The 20351-nt window shown below is 53.5% G+C and carries 18 protein-coding genes; 9 read left to right on the forward strand and 9 right to left on the reverse strand.

Going from position 1 to position 20351, the window contains the following annotated elements:
• Positions 1 to 20 precede the first annotated feature (20 nt).
• The 8 genes from L362_RS21925 to L362_RS21890 form a co-directional block, all read right to left on the reverse strand.
• Complete coding sequence (locus tag L362_RS21925; protein ID WP_023343487.1) at positions 21 to 1382, reverse strand: MFS transporter; 1362 nt, start codon at positions 1380 to 1382, stop codon at positions 21 to 23.
• 149 nt (positions 1383 to 1531) lie between these two features.
• Positions 1532 to 2419, reverse strand: coding sequence for a heme o synthase (cyoE, locus tag L362_RS21920; RefSeq protein WP_008503325.1), 888 nt, complete (start codon positions 2417 to 2419; stop codon positions 1532 to 1534).
• 11 nt (positions 2420 to 2430) lie between these two features.
• Entirely contained in the window at positions 2431 to 2757 is a 327-nt protein-coding gene (locus tag L362_RS21915) for a cytochrome o ubiquinol oxidase subunit IV (protein ID WP_006176899.1), read from the reverse strand.
• Positions 2757 to 3371 carry a cytochrome o ubiquinol oxidase subunit III gene (locus tag L362_RS21910; RefSeq protein ID WP_008503324.1) on the reverse strand — a complete coding sequence of 205 codons (615 nt, stop codon included), beginning with the start codon at positions 3369 to 3371 and terminating at the stop codon, positions 2757 to 2759. Before L362_RS21910 ends, L362_RS21915 begins: the two co-directional genes overlap by 1 nt.
• On the reverse strand, positions 3361 to 5352 hold the full coding sequence (gene cyoB, locus L362_RS21905; RefSeq protein WP_008503323.1) for a cytochrome o ubiquinol oxidase subunit I: 1992 nt from the start codon (positions 5350 to 5352) through the stop codon (positions 3361 to 3363). Before cyoB ends, L362_RS21910 begins: the two co-directional genes overlap by 11 nt.
• A 16-nt stretch (positions 5353 to 5368) precedes the next feature.
• Positions 5369 to 6316 (reverse strand): cytochrome o ubiquinol oxidase subunit II, encoded by a 948-nt coding sequence (cyoA, locus tag L362_RS21900; RefSeq protein ID WP_008503322.1) that lies wholly within the window; start codon positions 6314 to 6316, stop codon positions 5369 to 5371.
• 479 nt (positions 6317 to 6795) lie between these two features.
• Positions 6796 to 8271, reverse strand: a complete 1476-nt coding sequence (gene ampG, locus L362_RS21895; protein WP_023343488.1) for a muropeptide MFS transporter AmpG — start codon at positions 8269 to 8271, stop codon at positions 6796 to 6798.
• Positions 8272 to 8317: 46 nt separating this feature from the next.
• A complete protein-coding gene (locus tag L362_RS21890; protein ID WP_023310568.1) occupies positions 8318 to 8896 on the reverse strand; it encodes a lipoprotein in 579 nt (192 codons plus the stop codon).
• Positions 8897 to 9201: 305 nt separating this feature from the next.
• On the opposite strand from L362_RS21890, the gene bolA reads away from it, so the two are divergent.
• From bolA to L362_RS21845, 9 genes are all read left to right on the forward strand, one after another.
• Positions 9202 to 9519 (forward strand): transcriptional regulator BolA, encoded by a 318-nt coding sequence (gene bolA, locus L362_RS21885; protein WP_021241655.1) that lies wholly within the window; start codon positions 9202 to 9204, stop codon positions 9517 to 9519.
• Positions 9520 to 9849: 330 nt separating this feature from the next.
• Positions 9850 to 11148, forward strand: a complete 1299-nt coding sequence (tig, locus tag L362_RS21880) for a trigger factor (RefSeq protein ID WP_008503318.1) — start codon at positions 9850 to 9852, stop codon at positions 11146 to 11148.
• A gap of 260 nt (positions 11149 to 11408) precedes the next feature.
• On the forward strand, positions 11409 to 12032 hold the full coding sequence (clpP, locus tag L362_RS21875; RefSeq protein ID WP_008503317.1) for an ATP-dependent Clp endopeptidase proteolytic subunit ClpP: 624 nt from the start codon (positions 11409 to 11411) through the stop codon (positions 12030 to 12032).
• Between the two features lie 126 nt (positions 12033 to 12158).
• Entirely contained in the window at positions 12159 to 13433 is a 1275-nt protein-coding gene (gene clpX, locus L362_RS21870) for an ATP-dependent protease ATP-binding subunit ClpX (RefSeq protein ID WP_008503316.1), read from the forward strand.
• 182 nt (positions 13434 to 13615) lie between these two features.
• Entirely contained in the window at positions 13616 to 15970 is a 2355-nt protein-coding gene (gene lon / locus L362_RS21865; RefSeq protein ID WP_008503315.1) for an endopeptidase La, read from the forward strand.
• A 210-nt stretch (positions 15971 to 16180) separates the two neighbouring features.
• A complete protein-coding gene (hupB, locus tag L362_RS21860) occupies positions 16181 to 16453 on the forward strand; it encodes a nucleoid-associated protein HU-beta (RefSeq protein WP_002444653.1) in 273 nt (90 codons plus the stop codon).
• 212 nt (positions 16454 to 16665) lie between these two features.
• The gene (ppiD, locus tag L362_RS21855) at positions 16666 to 18537 is read left to right on the forward strand and encodes a peptidylprolyl isomerase (RefSeq protein ID WP_023343489.1); all 1872 of its coding nucleotides are present in this window, start codon (positions 16666 to 16668) and stop codon (positions 18535 to 18537) included.
• Between the two features lie 148 nt (positions 18538 to 18685).
• Entirely contained in the window at positions 18686 to 19066 is a 381-nt protein-coding gene (locus tag L362_RS21850) for a helix-hairpin-helix domain-containing protein (protein ID WP_023343490.1), read from the forward strand.
• A 99-nt stretch (positions 19067 to 19165) separates the two neighbouring features.
• Positions 19166 to 19564: a YbgC/FadM family acyl-CoA thioesterase gene (locus tag L362_RS21845; RefSeq protein WP_021241651.1), complete on the forward strand. Its 399-nt coding sequence runs from the start codon at positions 19166 to 19168 to the stop codon at positions 19562 to 19564.
• A 61-nt stretch (positions 19565 to 19625) separates the two neighbouring features.
• On the opposite strand, the gene queC is transcribed toward L362_RS21845, so the two are convergent.
• The gene (gene queC, locus L362_RS21840) at positions 19626 to 20321 is read right to left on the reverse strand and encodes a 7-cyano-7-deazaguanine synthase QueC (RefSeq protein ID WP_008503311.1); all 696 of its coding nucleotides are present in this window, start codon (positions 20319 to 20321) and stop codon (positions 19626 to 19628) included.
• Positions 20322 to 20351: the final 30 nt, after the last annotated feature.

Consider the following 20351-nt stretch of genomic DNA (forward strand, 5'->3'; position numbering starts at 1 on the left):
CGGTTTACCCGGGCTTTTTTTCACGCTTTCAGCGCCTGCTCGACCTCGAAGCGGTTGGTCACCTTGCTGTCAATTTTGACATAAGCGCTGCGCTCCTCGGGAACAATCAGCACCTCTGTGACCCCTTCTTTTCCTTCCAGACGCTGCTTCAGCGCGTCGCTAATCTCTACGTCATCCGGGATCTCAACCCGCAGGCTGCTCACGTAGCGCGGCTCTTTCATGGTGCTGGCGACCAGCAGCCAGACTGTCGCCAGCAGCGCGCCCGCGAGAAACACGGTTTGCGAATCAAACAGCCCGTCAACCCAGCCGCCAAGCGAGCCGCCGATTGCCACGCCGAGGAACTGGCTGGTGGAGTAAATACCCATCGCCGTGCCTTTGTAACCGGCGGGGGACTCTTTGCTGATCAGCGACGGCAGCAGGGCCTCCATCAGGTTAAACGCCAGGAAGAACAGCTGTACCCCGGCGATCAGTTCCCAGAAGTGCGGGCCGGCGCCCCAGAGCACGATTTCGGCAATCAGCAGGAGCGCCACGCAGCCCACGAAGACGCGCTTCATTTTGCGCTTCACTTCGGCGTAGATGATGAACGGCACGACGGAGACAAACGAAATCAACATCGTGACCAGATAGATTTTCCAGTGCTCAGCCGCCGGGAAACCCGCTGCGGCAAGCTGGCCGGGAAGGGCGACAAAGGTCGACATCAGCAGGATGTGCAGGCACATAATGCCAAAATTCAGCTTAAGCAGGCGCGGCTCGACAATCACTTTGCTGAAGCAGCCTTTAACCATCCCCGACTCACGGTTGAGGACGTGGTTTTTGCTGTCCGGCACCACCCACAGGGTTAAGGCAATGCCGAGGGTCGCCAGCACGGCAATCATCCAGAACAGGGCGTGCAGGCCGAGCGCATGGGTGATTATCGGGCCCAGCACCATCGCAATCGCAAACGTCACGCCAAAGCTGACGCCGATAAAGGCCATGGCTTTGGTGCGGTTCTGCTCGCGGGTTAAGTCTGACAGCAGCGCCATCACCGCGGCGGCAATCGCGCCGGAGCCCTGCAGGGCGCGGCCAAGAATAATCCCCCAGATGGAGTGGGAGAGGGCGGCAATGACGCTTCCGAGCACAAAGACCAGCAGCCCGCCGACAATCAGCGGCTTGCGGCCCACCCGGTCAGAGAGCAGGCCAAACGGGATCTGGAACACCGCCTGCGCCAGACCATAAATGCCAATGGCGAGGCCAATCAGCGCCTCGCTGGCCCCCTGCAGCGCCATACCGTACGTGGTCAGAACAGGCAGGACCATAAACATGCCAAGCATCCGTAGCGAGAAGACAGTCCCTAAGCCCCAGGTCGCGCGTAGCTCGCCTGGCGTCATTTTATAATCGTTCATTACCACCTCAGTTCAAAAGCAGGCCATAGTGTAGTGCGGGGAAGGGGCGGGGTAAATAAAGGGTTATTTAACAAATATTACATGCGTTATTAATAAATTCCGTGAATAAAAAAGGGTGCCGAAGCACCCCTTTATTCACCTGTTGTGGCTTACCAGACGTAAGTCAGCAGGTTGTGTGAATCTGGCACCATGAAATCGACAGACATCATCACGGACAGCGAGGTGATGGCCACAATCGAGAACACAAACAGCTTGCGCGCCCAGACTTTGTCATCTTCCACTTTGTAACCGCGCAGCGCCATGCCGAGCCACCAGACGCTCACCGCAGCCGCTACCGCCAGATATTTGTATCCGGCGTAACCACCCAGAGAGAGCATCAGCGTTGCCACGGCAAAGGCGATGATGTACAGCGTGATGTGGTTCTTGGCAACGGAGATGCCCTTCACGACCGGCAGAACCGGGATGTTCGCTGCCTGATAATCCTTAAAGCGGAAAATTGCGATGGCATAGGAGTGCGGCATCTGCCACAGGCTAAAGATAGCCAGCAGGATCAGCGCACCGCTGTCGAACTCGTTCGTGACCGCGCAGTAGCCAATCACCGGCGGCGCAGCGCCGGAGAGAGAACCAATCAGCGTGCCGTAGACGGAGTGACGTTTCATATACAGGCTGTAGATGCCCACATACACCACGAACCCCATCACCCCCAGCCAGCAGGCCAGCGGGTTAGCACCAAACCACAGCAGCATAAAGCCAGCAATACCCAGCAAGGTGGCGTACACCAGCGAGACGGAAGGGGCGATCAGGCCTTTCACCAGCACCCGATTTTTGGTCCTTTCCATCTTCTTGTCGATATCCATGTCGATGTAGTTGTTAAATACACAACCGGACGCAACAACCAGTGACACACCGACCAGCGTGTAGATAAAGAGGGCGTAATCAATGCTGCCCTTAGAGGCCAGCAGGAACCCTCCGATCACGGAGATCAGGTTGCCAAAGATGATGCCTGGTTTCGTTACTTGCAGGTATTGCTTAAACATACTCGCCGCTCTTAGTGAACCATCATGTTGTAGTTGAGGTTCCACATAATCCAGATGGAACCGACTACCAGGATAGCGATGATAATCACGGTAAAGATAAAGGCGGTCATGTTCCAGCCTTCATCGGACTTGGTGTTCATGTGCAGGAAGCAAACCAGATGCACCAGAATCTGAATCACCGCGGTCACCAGGATTGCTCCCAGGATAACCGGCTTAGACGCAGAGCCGCTCATCACCATCCAGAACGGGATCACCGTCAGGATGATCGACAGGATGAAACCTGTCATGTAGGTTTTTACGCTGCCGTGGGAAGCGCCATGATCGTTAGAATGACTCATTACATCGCCCCCATCAGATAGACAACAGAGAACACACAGATCCACACCACGTCCAGGAAGTGCCAGAACAGGCTCAGGCACAGGATACGGGTACGGTTAGTACTGGTCAGGCCGCGACGGGAGATCTGGAACATCAGTACTGCCATCCAGATCAGACCGGAGGTCACGTGCAGACCGTGGGTGCCAACCAGCGCGAAGAACGCGGACAGGAAGCCACTGCGATCCGGGCCGAAGCCTTCCATGATCAGGTGATGGAATTCATAGATTTCCATCCCGATAAATCCAGCACCAAACAACCAGGTCAACGCCAGCCAGGAGACAACCTGGCTCTTGTTGTTTTTGTACATGGCGATAGCCGCCATGCCGTAGGTGATGGAGCTGAATAACAGCAGTGCGGTTTCAACCAGAACGAACGGCAGTTCAAAGATGTCCTTGCCGGTCGGGCCGCCCGCTGTGCCGTTCACCAGAACGGCATAGGTCGCGAACAGACAGCAGAACAGAATGCAGTCGCTCATCAGGTAGATCCAGAAACCGAAGACTTTGGTCGGTCCTGTATCGTGGTGCGCATGTTCATGCGCGTGGGCAGTTGAGTGCGCCAGAGTATCAGTTGCCATTTTTCAGCCCCGCTTTAGAAATCTCGTCGAAATGCTGATTTTCCAGCTTTTCAACTTCACGGACTGGTACGTAGTAGTCCACGTCCTCGTCAAAGCTCTTCACAATCCAGCTGATTACGATGCCAGCAAAGCCAACAATCGCCATCCACCAGATGTGCCAGATCATTGCGAAACCAAATACCGTTGCGAAGGCGGCAATCACGATGCCCGCACCGCTGTTTTTCGGCATATGGATCTCTTCGTAATGAGCAGGTTGCTTGTACGCTTCACCTTTTTCTTTCATTTCCCAGAATGCGTCACGTTCATGAACCTGAGGCACGATGGCAAAGTTATAGAAAGGCGGTGGAGAAGAGGTCGCCCACTCCAGCGTACGGCCACCCCATGGGTCACCGGTCAGGTCACGGTTCTGGTCGCGGTCGCGAATAGACACGTAGAACTGAATCAGCTGAGACGCGATACCACAGGCAATCAGCACGGCACCGCCCGCTGCAACCATCAGCATTGGGTGGAACTGCGGATCGATCTGCTGGCTCAGACGACGGGTCATACCCATGAAGCCCAGCACGTACAGCGGCATAAAGGCGACGAAGAAGCCGATGATCCAGAACCAGAACGCGCGTTTACCCCATTTTTCGTTCAGCGTGAAGCCGAACGCTTTTGGCCACCAGTAGGTTACGCCAGCGAAGCAGCCGAAGACCACGCCACCGATGATAACGTTATGGAAGTGCGCAATCAGGAACAGACTGTTGTGCAGAACGAAGTCAGCACCCGGTACCGCCAGCAGTACGCCGGTCATCCCACCTACGGAGAAGGTCACGATGAAGCCGATGGTCCACAGCATTGCTGAGTGGAACACGATACGGCCCTGATACATGGTGAACAGCCAGTTGAAGATCTTCACCCCGGTCGGGATGGCGATAATCATGGTGGTAATACCGAAGAAGGCGTTTACGTTCGCGCCCGCACCCATGGTGAAGAAGTGGTGCAGCCAAACGATGAACGACAGAACGGTAATACACACGGTTGCCCACACCAGAGAGGTGTAACCAAACAGACGTTTACGCGAGAAGGTTGCCGCGATTTCGGAGAACACACCGAATACAGGCAGAACCAGGATGTAAACTTCCGGGTGACCCCATGCCCAAATCAGGTTGATGTACATCATCATGTTGCCACCCATATCGTTCGTGAAGAAATGGGTGCCCAGGTAGCGGTCCAGGGTCAGCAGCGCGATGGTAACAGTCAGAATTGGGAAGGACGCAATAATCAGGATGTTGGCGCACAGAGATGCCCAGGTAAATACCGGCATCTTGAACATGGTCATGCCAGGGGCACGCATCTTGATAATGGTCACGAAGAAGTTGATACCGGTCAGGGTCGTACCGACACCGGAGAGCTGAAGCGCCCAAATCCAGTAGTCGACGCCAACGCCCGGGCTGTACTCAATTCCTGACAGCGGTGGGTAAGCCAGCCAGCCGGTCTGCGCGAATTCGCCCACGCCCAGTGACAGGTTAACCAGAATAACGCCGACAACGGTGAACCAGAAGCTCAGGTTGTTCAGGAACGGGAACGCAACGTCGCGCGCGCCGATTTGCAGCGGAACGACCACGTTCATCAGACCGATAACCAGCGGCATCGCCACGAAGAAGATCATGATAACGCCGTGGGCGGTAAAGATCTGATCGTAGTGGTGCGGTGGCAGGAAGCCGGCTTCACCCGCAGACGCGAGCGCCTGCTGGCTACGCATCATGATCGCATCCGCAAAGCCACGAATTAACATGACGATACCGACGATGCAGTACATGATACCGAGTTTTTTGTGGTCAACCGAAGTCAGCCACTCATTCCACAGGTAGCTCCACTTACCGAAGTAAGTGATCAGGCCAACTAAGGCCGCGCCACCGATGATAATTGCAGCCACCGTAACCATGATAATCGGTTCATGGTAGGGCACTGCATCCAGTGTCAATTTTCCGAACATTTTCTTCCTCGGCCCCTTAGTGAGCGGTTTCCGCGTGGCTCATGTCCATGCCTTCCATACCTTCGTGCGCGCTGTGCTCGCCTTCTGGCTGGGTCATGTCCATGCTCTTGCCGTGATCCATAAATTTGCCAATAACGTCTTTGAACAAATCAGGCTTCACGTTAGAGAAGTACTCCACCTTGTTGTATTCGCTAGGTGCAGCCACTTTTTCGAACGCCGCCATGTCAGACATGGTGTTTGGAGACTGTTTCGCTTTTTCAACCCACTGGTCGAAAGCGGCACGGTCTGGCGTTGCAATAGCTTTGAACTTCATACCTGAGAAGCCCGGGCCGCTATAGCTGGCGGAGATACCATCGTAGGTGCCTGCTTCATTCGCGATCAGATGCAGGTTAGTCTGCATACCGGCCATCGCGTAAATCTGGCTACCCAGACGCGGGATGAAGAAGGAGTTCATTACGGAGTTGGAGGTCACTTTGAACTGAACCGGAGTGTTCGCCGGGAAGGCGATTTCATTCACGGTAGCAATGCCCTGCTCTGGATAGATGAAGAACCATTTCCAGTCCATGGAGACCACTTCAATGGTAATCGGTTTTTCATCGTGAACCAGCGGCTTGCTTGGCTCAAGTGCGTGAGTGGTTTTCCAGGTCAGTACGGCAAGGAACAGGATGATCAGGATAGGTACCGTCCAGACCACAGCTTCCACTTTGTTGGAGTGTGACCAGTTCGGGCTATACTTCGCATCTTTATTGCTCGCACGATACTTCCAGGCGAAACCAACAGCCATCAAAATGGCTGGAATAACCACAATCAACATCAGGCCAAAAGCCGTCAATATCAGTGAACGTTGTTCCAGTCCAATCTGTCCTTTGGGGTCTAGTAGTGCAGAATCACAGCCACTGAGTAATACAGTGCCTGCGAATAATGACAACCATCCCAAACTTTTATTGTATTTCCTGAGTCTCATTTAACGACCTCAATTCCACGGGAGTCTGGTGGCGTTTAAAGTGTGCGGGCATTTTACGGGAAGGTTACATTACTGTAAACATCATTAGGCCTGTGTCAGGAAGGTGTTACCGGGTTCTGCCGCACGTGTCACAAGTGTTACAAATTATGTCGGTTTTTATGACCGAAGCCGCATGAGATGGGCTTTATAACGAAAGGACCCCCAAGCATACCCTAAAAGGGACAATTGGTATAACCATTGTTAAAAATAAACAAAAAATTAACAATTAATTATCAATAAAAAGACATCTAAAAAACGAAAAATCAAACTATCGCATGCTGAATCGTTTAATGAAAAATAGCGTTTTGGAACCAGAGCCAATAATTTCCAAATCCTATCCCGCACAAAACAACAAATATTTTTTTTAGTCGATGGTGGCTATTTCACCGTTATAATTTCGGTTGGTGATTACAACGGGAAATAACCTTTCGCATTTTTCTTCAGGTCAGCTGCGTTTTCCGCAACGCCATGAAATCGAGCAGACCGCCCGTCAGGATCCCAACGATGGCCAGCAGGGCTCCGGCGTCCAGCAGAAGGGCCTCAAAGGGGAGCGCCAGTGGTGTGCTGGCATTAATAATGAGCACGATAAGCCAGAGTGCCAGCGCAACGCAGCCCATCATTAACAGACGTAACGCAAAACGGTAGGCGCGGTGATATTCCGTTCGTGGCATAAAGTGTTCGGTCCGCTGGGTATATTCCAGCGTCTGGCGACAGACCAGCAACAATAAAATCCCCGGCACGGCAGCCACGACGGAGAAAAGATAAAACGTTGGCCAACCGTGGGCTTCCACAAACCAGCCGGCAATCGGACCTACGTAAACGCGGCCAACGGCAGAGAGCGCCGAGAGCAGCGCGAACTGCGTGGCGGAAAATGACTTGTTGCACAGGGTCATCAGCAGGGCGACAAAGGCTGCTGTCCCCATACCGCCGCAGAGATTTTCGAAGAACACCGCAGCGGCCATGCTGATCATATGTTTGTCGGTAATCGACAGCAGCCAGTAGCCCGCGTTAGAGGCGCCCTGAAGAATGCCGAAGATCAGCAGTGCGCGGAACAGCGTCAGGCGCTGCATCAGCACGCCACCGTAAAGTGCCCCGACAATGGTTGCAAACAGCCCCAGCGTTTTATTCACTACCCCCACTTCACCGGCATCAAAACCGACACCGCGGATCAGGAAGGTGGTGGTCAGGCTCATGGCAAAGGCGTCGCCAAGCTTATAAAGGACGATCAGCAGCAGGATCAGCCAGGCGTTGTTGCGGCCAAAGAAGTCGCGCAGCGGTTCGGCCACGGCCTGCTCCAGCGAGCGGGGAACCGGAATAACGTCGCTCGGTTCGGGGGCAAAGAGCGTGGCGATAATGCAGGGGATAAGCAGGGCGGCCATTAGCCAGTACATGCCCTGCCAGCCGAGGTAACGGTCGGCCAGCCACAGCGCCAGCCCGCCGGAGACCAGCATCCCGAGGCGATAGCCCAGCACGCTGATGGCCGCACCGGCACCGCGTTCTTCCGCAGGTAACACGTCCGTCTTCCAGGCGTCGAACACGATATCCTGAGAAGCGGAACAGAAGGCAATTACCACCGCAAGCGCGGCCATCCAGCGCAGCTGCGTGGTGGGCTCAAGAAACCCCATCGCCGCGATGGCCAGCAGCAGCAGGACCTGCGTCATCACCAGCCAGCCGCGGCGACGCCCGAGGAACGGCGGCGTATAGCGATCCATCACCGGCGACCACAGGAACTTGAAGACATAGGCCTGACCGACAAGCGAGAAGAAACCAATGGTTTTGAGATCGATGTTCTCGACCGTCATCCACGCCTGAAGCGTGCCGGAGGTGAGCGCGAGGGGTAAACCCGAGGCAAAGCCGAGGATCAGCAGAATCGCTGATTTCGGTTGCTGGAAAATGCGTAAGTAATGGCTGGACATGTTCTTTTAAGACTGACCCGGTGTTACACCGGGTCAGTGAGCAGGATTAACGTGCGTTCTGCTTGATAAAGTCGTGGATGCTGGTGTCCTGCGCCATATCGGCGATGGTATCGGTCAGCACGCTGTTAACGGCGTTAGCAATGTTCTGGTTGGATGCCTGGAACGCACCTTCAACAGAGTAGCTCGCGCGGTAGTTTTTGGTCATCTTGTTGCCATTCTTCGCGGTGGCAATGATGGCGATATCCGCTTTGGTGGCGATGTTGTAGCGCACGTTGCCCTGTGACACGTCAGCGTACAGGTTGTTGACGATGATCTGCAGATCAACCGCACCGCTTGGGCCGATCATATAGCCGCGAGCGGTCATTTGTTTCTCCAGCACTTCCTGCAGCAGGAAGCGCAGGTCACGGGACGCGGTGAGCGTCACCTGCTGGTTATCGCGGGTCACTTTTGCCAGCGCCTGATCCTGACGCTGATCGGCACCGTTAATGCTCACGGTGACGCCCATCAGGCTTGGGTCCTGCTGAGGCAGGGTGATTTTTGGTGAGACATCAATGGTGGTAGGCGGGGTAGCACAGCCTGCCAGCATAAAAAGGGCTACCAATGGAAAGAAGAGTTTTTTTAACATTTTTAAGTTCTCACGAATCGTAAGCATAATAGAGAGAAAAATTGCCGCCATCATAACATCGCCAACGGTCAGGGGAAGTGGTCAACGCATGTAAATTCATCGTCTTGTCTGAAAACTGACCAGCTCACTCATTTTCTCCTTTCACGGATGATAAAAGGTATGAGCCTCACAGTTAACTTCATTCGTTTGAATGAGAAAATCGGACGAAAGCTAAATATTTGTTGTCAATGTGTAATGGAAACGGTAAAAGCGGCTAATATTTAAAGGGATGGGTGACATCCTGGCGTTGTCGGAGGAGTAATTTCATGATGATACGTGAGCATATAGAAGATAAATTAAGGGCAGCGTTCAACCCTGTGTTCCTCGAAGTCGTCGACGAAAGCTATCGTCATAACGTACCGGCAGGTTCTGAAAGCCACTTTAAAGTGGTTCTGGTTAGCGATCGCTTCACGGGAGAACGTTTCCTGAACCGACATCGCTTGATCTACAGCACCTTGACGGAAGAGCTCTCCACGACCGTGCATGCGCTGGCACTGCATACCTACACCATTAAGGAATGGGAAGGCTTGCAGGATACGGTTTTCGCATCGCCGCCCTGTCGCGGTGCAGGCACTATCGCCTGATAAATCGGATTTGCAACGGCTGGAGCTTTTCCAGTATGTTGCTTACAGATTTCCTCAAAACGGCCTTCGGGCCGTTTTGTTTTGTCTGAGTTTTGAGCGGATGGTGCGATTTTAAGGCTAAAAATAGCCTTAAAGTGTGAAAAAAGCCGCAGCAACATGCCCCAACCGTTCTCGACTCACCTAAGTGATGCCGCTATAATGCCGCGTCTTATTGAATGTCTTCGGGATGATTCTGGCGACAGGGAATGTGAATCTGCACTAAGAGAGCATCCCGGTATAACAGACAGATTCAGAGTTGACCGAGCACTGTGATTTTTTTGAGGTAACAAGATGCAAGTTTCAGTTGAAACCACTCAAGGCCTTGGCCGCCGTGTAACGATTACTATCGCTGCTGACAGCATCGAAACTGCTGTGAAAAGCGAGCTGGTCAACGTAGCAAAAAAAGTACGTATTGACGGCTTCCGTAAGGGCAAAGTACCAATGAATGTTGTTGCTCAGCGTTATGGCGCTTCCGTGCGTCAGGATGTGCTGGGTGAACTGATGAGCCGCAACTTTATCGATGCGATCATCAAAGAAAAAATCAATCCGGCCGGTGCGCCAAACTACGTTCCAGGCGAATACAAACTGGGCGAAGACTTCACCTACTCCGTAGAGTTTGAAGTGTATCCGGAAGTTGAGCTGAAAGGTCTGGAATCTATCGAAGTTGAAAAACCGATTGTCTCCGTGACTGACGAAGACGTTGACGGCATGCTGGACACCCTGCGTAAGCAGCAGGCGAACTGGAAAGAGAAAGAAGGCGCTGTTGACGCGGAAGACCGCGTAACCATCGACTTCACCGGTTCTGTAGACGGCGAAGAGTTCGAAGGCGGCAAAGCGTCTGACTTCGTACTGGCAATGGGCCAGGGTCGTATGATCCCAGGCTTCGAAGACGGTATCAAAGGCCACAAGGCTGGCGAAGAGTTCACCATCGACGTGACCTTCCCGGAAGAATACCACGCTGAAAACCTGAAAGGTAAAGCAGCGAAGTTCGTCATCAACCTGAAGAAAGTGGAAGAGCGCGAACTGCCAGAATTGACTGAAGAGTTCATCAAACGTTTCGGCGTGGAAGACGGTTCTGTTGCTGGCCTGCGTACCGAAGTGCGTAAAAACATGGAGCGCGAGCTGAACGGTGCTGTGCGTAACCGCGTGAAGTCTCAGGCGATCGAAGGTCTGGTGAAAGCCAACGAAATCGACGTTCCTGCTGCACTGATCGACAGCGAAATCGACGTTCTGCGCCGTCAGGCTGCACAGCGTTTCGGTGGCAACCAGCAGCAAGCGATGGAACTGCCGCGCGAGCTGTTCGAAGAGCAGGCAAAACGCCGCGTTGTGGTTGGCCTGCTGCTGGGCGAAGTGATTCGTACCCACGAGCTGAAAGCTGACGAAGAGCGTGTGAAAGGCCTGATCGAAGAGATGGCTTCTGCATACGAAGATCCATCAGAAGTGATCGAGTTCTACGGTAAGAACAAAGAGCTGATGGACAACATGCGCAACGTTGCCCTGGAAGAGCAGGCTGTTGAAGCGGTACTGGCGAAAGCGAAAGTGACCGAAAAAGCGACCTCTTTCAACGAACTGATGAACCAGCAGGCGTAATTTCGCCCCAACGGTTTAAAGTTTGAACAGAAAACCCGTTGCCTTGCGGCAGCGGGTTTTTTTTATCGCAGCCAGAGCCCAGGAAGAGTGCTAAAACGCCCTTTCGGTGTTAGCGTAACAACAAAAGGTTGTTATGCTTGAAATAGGGCACTGTGAACCCCATAAGTACGTAATCATGATGAATGAGACTGGCTGATAATCCGTCCGTAAGGTTACAATCAGTACAGCAGGTGTTTTCAATTTTGATCCAGGAGACGGAAATGTCATACAGTGGCGAACGAGATAACTTTGCACCCCATATGGCTCTGGTGCCAATGGTTATTGAACAGACCTCACGTGGTGAGCGTTCTTTTGATATCTATTCCCGTCTGCTCAAGGAACGCGTTATCTTTCTGACCGGCCAGGTGGAAGACCACATGGCTAACCTGATCGTGGCGCAGATGCTGTTTCTGGAAGCGGAAAACCCGGAAAAAGACATTTACCTGTACATTAATTCCCCGGGTGGCGTAATTACCGCAGGGATGTCCATTTATGACACCATGCAATTCATCAAACCGGATGTCAGCACGATCTGTATGGGTCAGGCCGCATCTATGGGCGCGTTCCTGTTAACCGCAGGGGCGAAGGGTAAGCGTTTCTGCTTGCCGAATTCCCGCGTGATGATTCACCAGCCGCTGGGCGGTTACCAGGGGCAGGCGACGGATATCGAAATCCACGCCCGCGAAATCCTGAAAGTAAAAGCGCGCATGAATGAACTTATGGCGCAGCATACGGGTCAACCTCTCGAGCAGATCGAGCGCGATACCGAGCGCGATCGCTTCCTCTCTGCTTCAGAGGCAGTTGAGTACGGCTTAGTCGACTCCGTGTTGACCCATCGTAATTGATGCCCGCGACGCGAGTGTGCCGCTATACTAAGGTAGGGCGGCACGCTGCTTGATGCAGCTTGCGTCTTAGAATGGCATTTGCGTCGTCATGTGCGGCACAAAGAACTTAAAAAGAGGTTTGGACTCATGACAGATAAACGCAAAGATGGTTCGGGCAAACTGCTGTACTGCTCTTTTTGCGGCAAAAGCCAGCATGAAGTGCGTAAACTGATTGCCGGGCCGTCCGTGTATATCTGCGACGAATGCGTCGATTTATGTAACGACATCATTCGCGAAGAGATTAAAGAAGTCGCACCGCACCGTGAGCGCAGCGCGCTGCCAACGCCGCATGAAATTCGTCATCACCTTGACGACTACGTCATCGGCCAGGAGCAGGCCAAGAAAGTGCTGGCGGTAGCGGTCTATAACCACTACAAACGCCTGCGTAACGGCGATACCAGCAATGGCGTGGAACTGGGTAAAAGTAACATTCTGCTCATCGGCCCAACCGGTTCCGGTAAAACGCTGCTGGCTGAAACCCTGGCGCGTCTGCTTGATGTTCCGTTCACCATGGCGGATGCCACCACCCTGACCGAAGCCGGTTACGTGGGTGAGGACGTCGAAAACATCATCCAGAAACTGCTGCAGAAGTGCGATTACGACGTACAGAAAGCCCAGCGCGGGATTGTTTACATCGATGAGATCGACAAGATCTCCCGTAAATCCGACAACCCGTCCATCACTCGTGACGTATCGGGTGAAGGCGTACAGCAGGCACTGCTGAAGCTGATCGAAGGTACGGTTGCCGCCGTTCCGCCACAGGGTGGTCGTAAACATCCGCAGCAGGAGTTCCTGCAGGTTGATACCTCCAAGATCCTGTTCATCTGTGGCGGTGCCTTTGCTGGTCTGGATAAAGTTATCTCTCACCGTGTCGAAACCGGCTCCGGCATTGGTTTTGGCGCAACGGTGAAATCCACATCCGAAAAACCGAACGAAGGCGAGCTCCTGGCACAGGTTGAACCAGAAGATCTGATCAAATTCGGTCTGATCCCTGAATTCATCGGTCGTCTGCCGGTTGTGGCTACGCTGAATGAGCTGAGTGAAGAGGCGCTGATCCAGATCCTGAAAGAGCCGAAAAATGCGCTGACCAAGCAGTATCAGGCGCTGTTCAATCTGGAAGGGGTTGATCTGGAATTCCGCGACGAAGCGCTGGATGCGATTGCCAAAAAAGCAATGAGCCGCAAAACCGGCGCGCGTGGCCTGCGTTCTATCGTTGAAGCGGCACTGCTCGACACCATGTACGATCTGCCGTCGATGGAAGACGTTGAGAAAGTGGTGATTGACGAGTCGGTCATCAGCGGTCAAACCAAGCCGCTGCTGATTTACGGTAAACCGGAAGCCCAGCAGGCATCTGGCGAATAATTCACCAAATCATACAAGCAGTTAATCAAAAAGGGGGGATTTTATCTCCCCTTTACTTTTTCCGTATTCATAGCGTTGAATGTGTGGGAAACATCCCCATATACTGGATACATGTTAATGGTTATGTGAAGCACAGTGACATGACCAGCTTACCTGGCGGACACTAACTAAGAGAGAGCTCTATGAATCCTGAGCGTTCTGAACGCATTGAAATCCCCGTATTGCCGTTGCGCGATGTGGTGGTTTATCCGCACATGGTCATACCCTTATTTGTAGGGCGGGAAAAATCTATCCGTTGCCTCGAAGCCGCTATGGATCATGATAAAAAAATCATGCTGGTGGCGCAGAAAGAAGCATCAACGGATGAGCCGGGTGTAAACGATCTTTTCACCGTCGGGACCGTGGCCTCTATTTTGCAGATGCTGAAGCTGCCTGACGGCACCGTGAAGGTGCTGGTAGAAGGCCTGCAGCGTGCGCGTATTACCACTCTGTCAGACGACGGCGAACACTTCTCTGCGAAGGCAGAGTACCTTGATTCGCCTGAACTTGATGAGCGCGAACAGGAAGTGCTGGTTCGCACCGCGATTAGCCAGTTTGAAGGCTACATCAAGCTGAACAAGAAAATCCCACCAGAAGTGCTGACGTCGCTGAACAGCATCGACGATCCTGCACGTCTGGCGGACACCATCGCTGCACACATGCCGCTGAAGCTGGCTGACAAACAGTCTGTGCTGGAAATGTCCGACGTTAACGAACGTCTGGAATACCTGATGGCGATGATGGAGTCCGAAATCGATCTGCTGCAGGTTGAGAAGCGTATTCGCAACCGCGTGAAAAAGCAGATGGAAAAATCTCAGCGTGAGTACTATCTGAATGAGCAAATGAAGGCTATTCAGAAAGAGCTGGGCGAGATGGACGACGCGCCGGACGAAAACGAAGCGCTGAAACGTAAGATCGACGCGGCGAAGATGCCGAAAGAGGCGAAAGAGAAAGCGGAAGCAGAACTGCAGAAGCTGAAAATGATGTCTCCGATGTCGGCTGAAGCGACCGTGGTTCGCGGCTACATTGAGTGGATGGTGCAGGTTCCTTGGAACGCCCGCAGCAAGGTCAAAAAAGACCTGCGTCAGGCGCAGGAAATCCTGGATACCGACCACTACGGCCTGGAACGTGTGAAAGACCGCATTCTTGAGTACCTTGCGGTACAGAGCCGTGTGAATAAAATTAAAGGCCCGATTCTGTGCCTGGTAGGACCGCCGGGGGTGGGTAAAACCTCTCTGGGCCAGTCCATCGCTAAAGCGACCGGACGTAAGTATATCCGTATGGCGCTGGGCGGCGTACGCGATGAAGCGGAAATCCGCGGTCACCGCCGTACCTACATCGGTTCTATGCCGGGTAAACTGATCCAGAAGATGGCGAAAGTGGGCGTTAAAAACCCGCTGTTCCTGCTCGATGAGATCGACAAAATGTCGTCGGACATGCGTGGTGACCCTGCGTCTGCGCTGCTGGAAGTACTTGATCCAGAACAGAACGTGGCGTTCAGCGATCACTACCTGGAAGTGGACTACGACCTGAGCGACGTGATGTTCGTGGCGACGTCGAACTCCATGAATATTCCAGCGCCGCTGCTGGACCGTATGGAAGTGATCCGTCTCTCCGGCTATACCGAAGACGAGAAGCTGAACATCGCGAAACAGCACCTGCTGCCGAAACAGATTGAGCGTAACGCGCTGAAAGCCAACGAGCTGACCGTCGAGGACAGCGCGATTATTGGCATCATCCGCTACTACACCCGTGAAGCGGGCGTGCGTAGCCTTGAGCGTGAAATCTCTAAACTGTGCCGTAAGGCGGTGAAACAGCTGCTGCTGGATAAGAGCCTGAAACACATCACGATTAATGGTGATAACCTGCATGCCTATCTCGGCGTTCAGCGCTTCGACTATGGTCGCGCGGATAACGAAAACCGCGTTGGCCAGGTCACCGGTCTGGCATGGACGGAAGTGGGCGGCGATCTGCTGACCATCGAAACCGCCTGTGTACCGGGTAAAGGCAAGCTGACCTATACCGGCTCGCTGGGTGAAGTGATGCAGGAGTCCATTCAGGCGGCGCTGACCGTGGTGCGCGCGCGCGCGGAGAAACTGGGTATCAACCCGGATTTCTACGAAAAACGCGACATCCACGTACACGTACCTGAAGGGGCGACGCCGAAAGATGGTCCAAGCGCGGGTATTGCCATGTGTACCGCTCTGGTTTCTTGCCTGACAGGTAACCCGGTGCGTGCTGATGTGGCAATGACCGGTGAAATTACCCTGCGCGGTCAGGTTCTGCCAATCGGTGGCTTAAAAGAAAAACTGCTGGCGGCGCATCGTGGTGGGATCAAAACCGTATTGATCCCTTACGAAAACAAACGCGATCTGGAAGAGATTCCGGACAACGTGATTGCCGACCTGCAGATCCATCCTGTTAAGCGAATTGAGGAAGTACTTAGTCTCGCATTGCAGAATGAACCGTCCGGAATGCAGGTTGTAACCGCAAAATAGTGACCTCGCGCAAAGAGCGTCAATAAAAACAAGGCTGGTAAGTCATTTCGCACTTGCCAGCCTTTTTTTGTATAGCTAATTTAGATTGCTGATTAGGTCAGCCATCAACAACGGGTGTTGTAAGGTCATGGCAGGCCTGATATAACTGCTGCGCGGTCGCGTTGTGAAGGATTCAGGCGCGATATAAATTATAAAGAGAGGAAGAGAACAGTGAATAAATCTCAACTGATTGACAAAATTGCTGCTGGTGCTGATATTTCTAAAGCTGCAGCTGGACGTGCGTTAGATGCATTAATTGCTTCTGTTACTGAATCTCTGCAGGCTGGGGACGACGTTGCACTGGTAGGCTTCGGTACTTTTGCTGTTAAAGAGCGTGCTGCCCGTACTGGCCGCAACCCTCAGACCGGTAAAGAGATCACCATTGCTGCCGCTAAAGTGCCGGGTTTCCGTGCAGGTAAAGCGCTGAAAGACGCAGTAAACTGATTGCTTTCCCGTTTCAGGGAAGCCGGATAGTACAAGGGCGCATCTTTTGATGTGCCTTTTTTGTTTGTCCAGACCTGATTTGTGCGAGTTTATGCGAGTTGTGGGCTGACAATCGCCCCGTTTTCTTGTCACAATACGACTTTACGCGCGACGGGCAGGATTTTCCGTCAGCGTCAGGTAACCAGTCACCTACAGCGGAGTGTTGTTACACCATGATGGACAGCTTACGCACGGCTGCTAACAGTCTCGTGCTCAAGATTATTTTCGGTATCATTATCGTGTCGTTCATATTGACCGGCGTGAGCAGTTACCTTATTGGCGGTGGCGCGAACTATGCCGCAAAAGTGAATGGCCAGGAGATCAGCCGCGGCCAGTTCGAGAATGCTTTTGCCGGTGAACGTAACCGTATGCAGCAACAGCTGGGCGACCAATTCTCTGAACTGGCAGCGAACGAAGGGTATATGAAGACCCTGCGTCAGCAGACGCTGAACCGTCTTATCGACGAAGCGCTGCTGGATCAGTATGCCAAAAAACTCGGCCTTGGCATTAGCGATGAGCAGGTGAAAAAAGCCATCTTCTCTACGCAAGCCTTCCAGTCTAACGGTAAATTCGACAACGCGCGTTACAACAGCATCGTCAACCAGATGGGGATGACGGCCGATCAGTACGCGCAGGCGCTGCGTAACCAACTGACCACCCAGCAGCTCATCAATGCCGTTGTTGGCACCGATTTCATGCTTAAAGGCGAAACGGATGAACTGGCTGCGCTGGTGGCGCAGCAGCGCGTTGTACGTGAAGCGACCATTGATGTTAACGCCCTGGCGGCGAAACAGCAGGTGAGCGACGCTGACATTAACGCCTGGTACGAGCAGAACAAGAATACCTTTGTTTCTCCAGAACAGTTCCGCGTGAGCTACATCAAGATGGATGCGGCTGCGCTGCAGGAAAGCGCGTCTGACGCGGAAATCCAGTCTTACTACGACCAGCATCAGGATCAGTTCACACAGCCGCAGCGTAACCGCTACAGCGTGATTCAGACCAAAACCGAGGCGGATGCCAAAGCGGCACTGGATGAGCTGAACAAAGGCGCTGATTTTGCGACCGTCGCGAAAGCGAAATCCACCGACATTATCTCTGCGAAAAACGGCGGCGATATGGGCTGGCTGGAAGACGCGACCACGCCGGACGAGCTGAAAAATGCGGGTCTGAAAGAGAAAGGCCAACTGTCTGGCGTCATTAAATCCTCCGTAGGTTTCCTGGTCGTGCGTCTGGACGACATCACCGCGGCGAAAACCAAGCCGCTGGCTGAGGTTCGTGACGATATCGCGGCAAAAGTGAAGCAGGAAAAAGCGCTGGATGCCTACTATGCGCTGCAGCAGAAAGTGAGTGATGCTGCCAGCAACGACAACGAATCTCTGGCGGGTGCCGAGCAGGCGGCTGGGGTGAAAGCGGTTGAGACGGGCTGGTTTGGTCGTGACAACCTGCCGGAAGAGCTGAACTTCAAACCGGTTTCTGATGCCATCTTCAACGGTGGTCTGGTTGGTGAGAACGGCACGCCGGGCAGTAACTCAGACATCATTACCGTCGATGGCGATCGTGCGTTTGTGCTGCGCGTCAGCGAGCACAAGCCAGAAGCGGTCAAACCGCTGGCGGAAGTGAAGGATCAGGTCGTCGCTCAGGTTAAGCACAACAAAGCGGAACAGCAGGCGAAACTGGATGCTGAGAAGATTCTGGCCGATCTGAAAGCGGGTAAACAGGACGCGCTGAAAGCGGCTGGCCTGAGCTTCGGTGAAGCGAAAACGCTGAGCCGTACTGGTCAGGACCCTATCAGCCAGGCCGCGTTTGGCCTGACTCTGCCGGCAAAAGACAAGCCAAGCTTCGGCACCACTACCGATATGCAGGGTAACGTCGTTCTGCTGGCGCTGGATGAAGTGAAAGCCGGCACTCTGCCAGACGCGCAGAAGAAGGCGATGGTCCAGGGGATTACCCAGAACAATGCCCAGATTGCCTTCGAAGCCATGATGAGCAACCTGCGTAAAGAGGCCAAAATTAAGCTGGGCGATATCATTACTCAGCAGCAATAATTACGTATCTGCTCGCAGATTTTCGCAACGCTCTGCAATAACTAAAGGCCGCTTTCGCGGCCTTTTCCATTTCTGCACTCTGCTGTTTGTGCCTCTTTTATCGGGCGGCTATCGTGACGTGGCTGTCTACAAACAAGGAGATAACAGCATGAAATGTGGAATCAAAGCACTGTTAATTACGCTGGCTATTGCCACCACCGGTATGAGCGCGGGCGCACTGGCGGCGGCACCTGCCGCTAAACCACAGGCGGTACAGAGTAAGACCGACGCCGCAGCGCCGGGGCAGGGGCAAACCAAAGCGACTGACGTTGGTAAAAATGTGGATGATGACGGTACGCGAGTCAGCATCAATTCGGCCTCTGCGGAAGAGCTGGCCCGCGTGATGAATGGCGTCGGGCTGAAAAAAGCGCAGGCCATCGTAAGCTATCGTGAAGAGTATGGTCCTTTCAAAACGGTCGACGATCTCAAGCAGGTTCCGGGCATGGGGAGCGCGCTGGTTGAGCGCAACCTCGCACACCTGACGTTGTAATCTCACAATTACTTGCACAGCGGCAAAATTTTGCCAGGATAAAGAGGTCATACCAGTTATGACCTCTCATCCTACAATAACAGTAAAGGCTATTGCGCTATGCAGACAAAAATAAAAGTACGCGGTTTTCACCTCGACGTTTACCAGCATGTGAACAATGCCCGCTACCTGGAGTTTCTTGAGGAAGCGCGCTGGGACGGGCTGGAAAACAGCGAAAGCTTTCAGTGGATGACCGCGCACAACATCGCGTTCGTGGTCGTCAATATCAATATCAACTACCGTCGCCCTGCCGTGTTGGGCGATGTGCTCACGGTGACCAGCCAGGTGCAGCAGATCAATGGCAAAAGCGGCGTGTTAAGCCAGGTGGTTACGCTCGATCCCGAAGGGCAGGTGGTGGCTGATGCGTTGATCACCTTTGTCTGTATCGATCTGAAAACGCAGAAAGCGCTGCCGCTGGAAGGGGAATTGCGCGAAAAGCTGGAACTGATGATCGTGTAACCCAGGTTCAGGCTTACCCGTGCTGTCGACACCTGCTATGTGACAGCACGGTCAGGTCGCCCTATTTAAGCCCGGTTTTTTTCTGCATTGCGGCCATCACGCCGGCTTTATCGGCAAGATAGTGGTTCAGCCCGTTAGCGCGCAGATTACAGGCGGCGCACTGGCCGCAACCGTCGCCTTTAATGCCGTTGTAGCAGGTGAGGGTTTCGCTGCGAACCAGGTCCAGCTTGCCCCAGTAGTCGGCCAGCGCCCAGGTTTCGGCTTTATCCAGCCACATCAGCGGGGTTTCAAAGCGCGTCTCTTTCGCCATCCCCAGATTGACGGCGTGATTTAACGCCTTCACGAACTCATCACGACAGTCCGGGTAGCCGGAGAAGTCTGTTTCACACACACCCGTGATCACCGCTTCGGCTTTTACCTGGTAGGCATAAATTGCCGTCAGGGTGAGGAACAGAATATTGCGGCCCGGCACGAAGGTATTCGGAATGCCGCTGGCATCGGGTTCGTAGTCCGGGACGGGAATACTGTCCCGGGTGAGGCTACTCACGGCCAGTTCATTTAACAGCGTAACGTCCAGCACCTTATGCGCGCGTGCCCCCAGTTTCAGAGCCAGTTCACGGGCAACGTCGATCTCAGCGCGATGTCGCTGACCATAATCGAAAGTGACACAGTGAACCTCATCGTACTGATGAAGAGCCTGGACCAGGCAGGTAGTAGAGTCTTGTCCTCCGCTGAACACGACGACGGCACGTTTCATAAATCATCTCGACTGTTACGGTAAAAACGT

The sequence above is a fragment of the Enterobacter sp. MGH 16 genome (assembly GCF_000493175.1).
GTDB lineage: Bacteria > Pseudomonadota > Gammaproteobacteria > Enterobacterales > Enterobacteriaceae > Enterobacter > Enterobacter roggenkampii.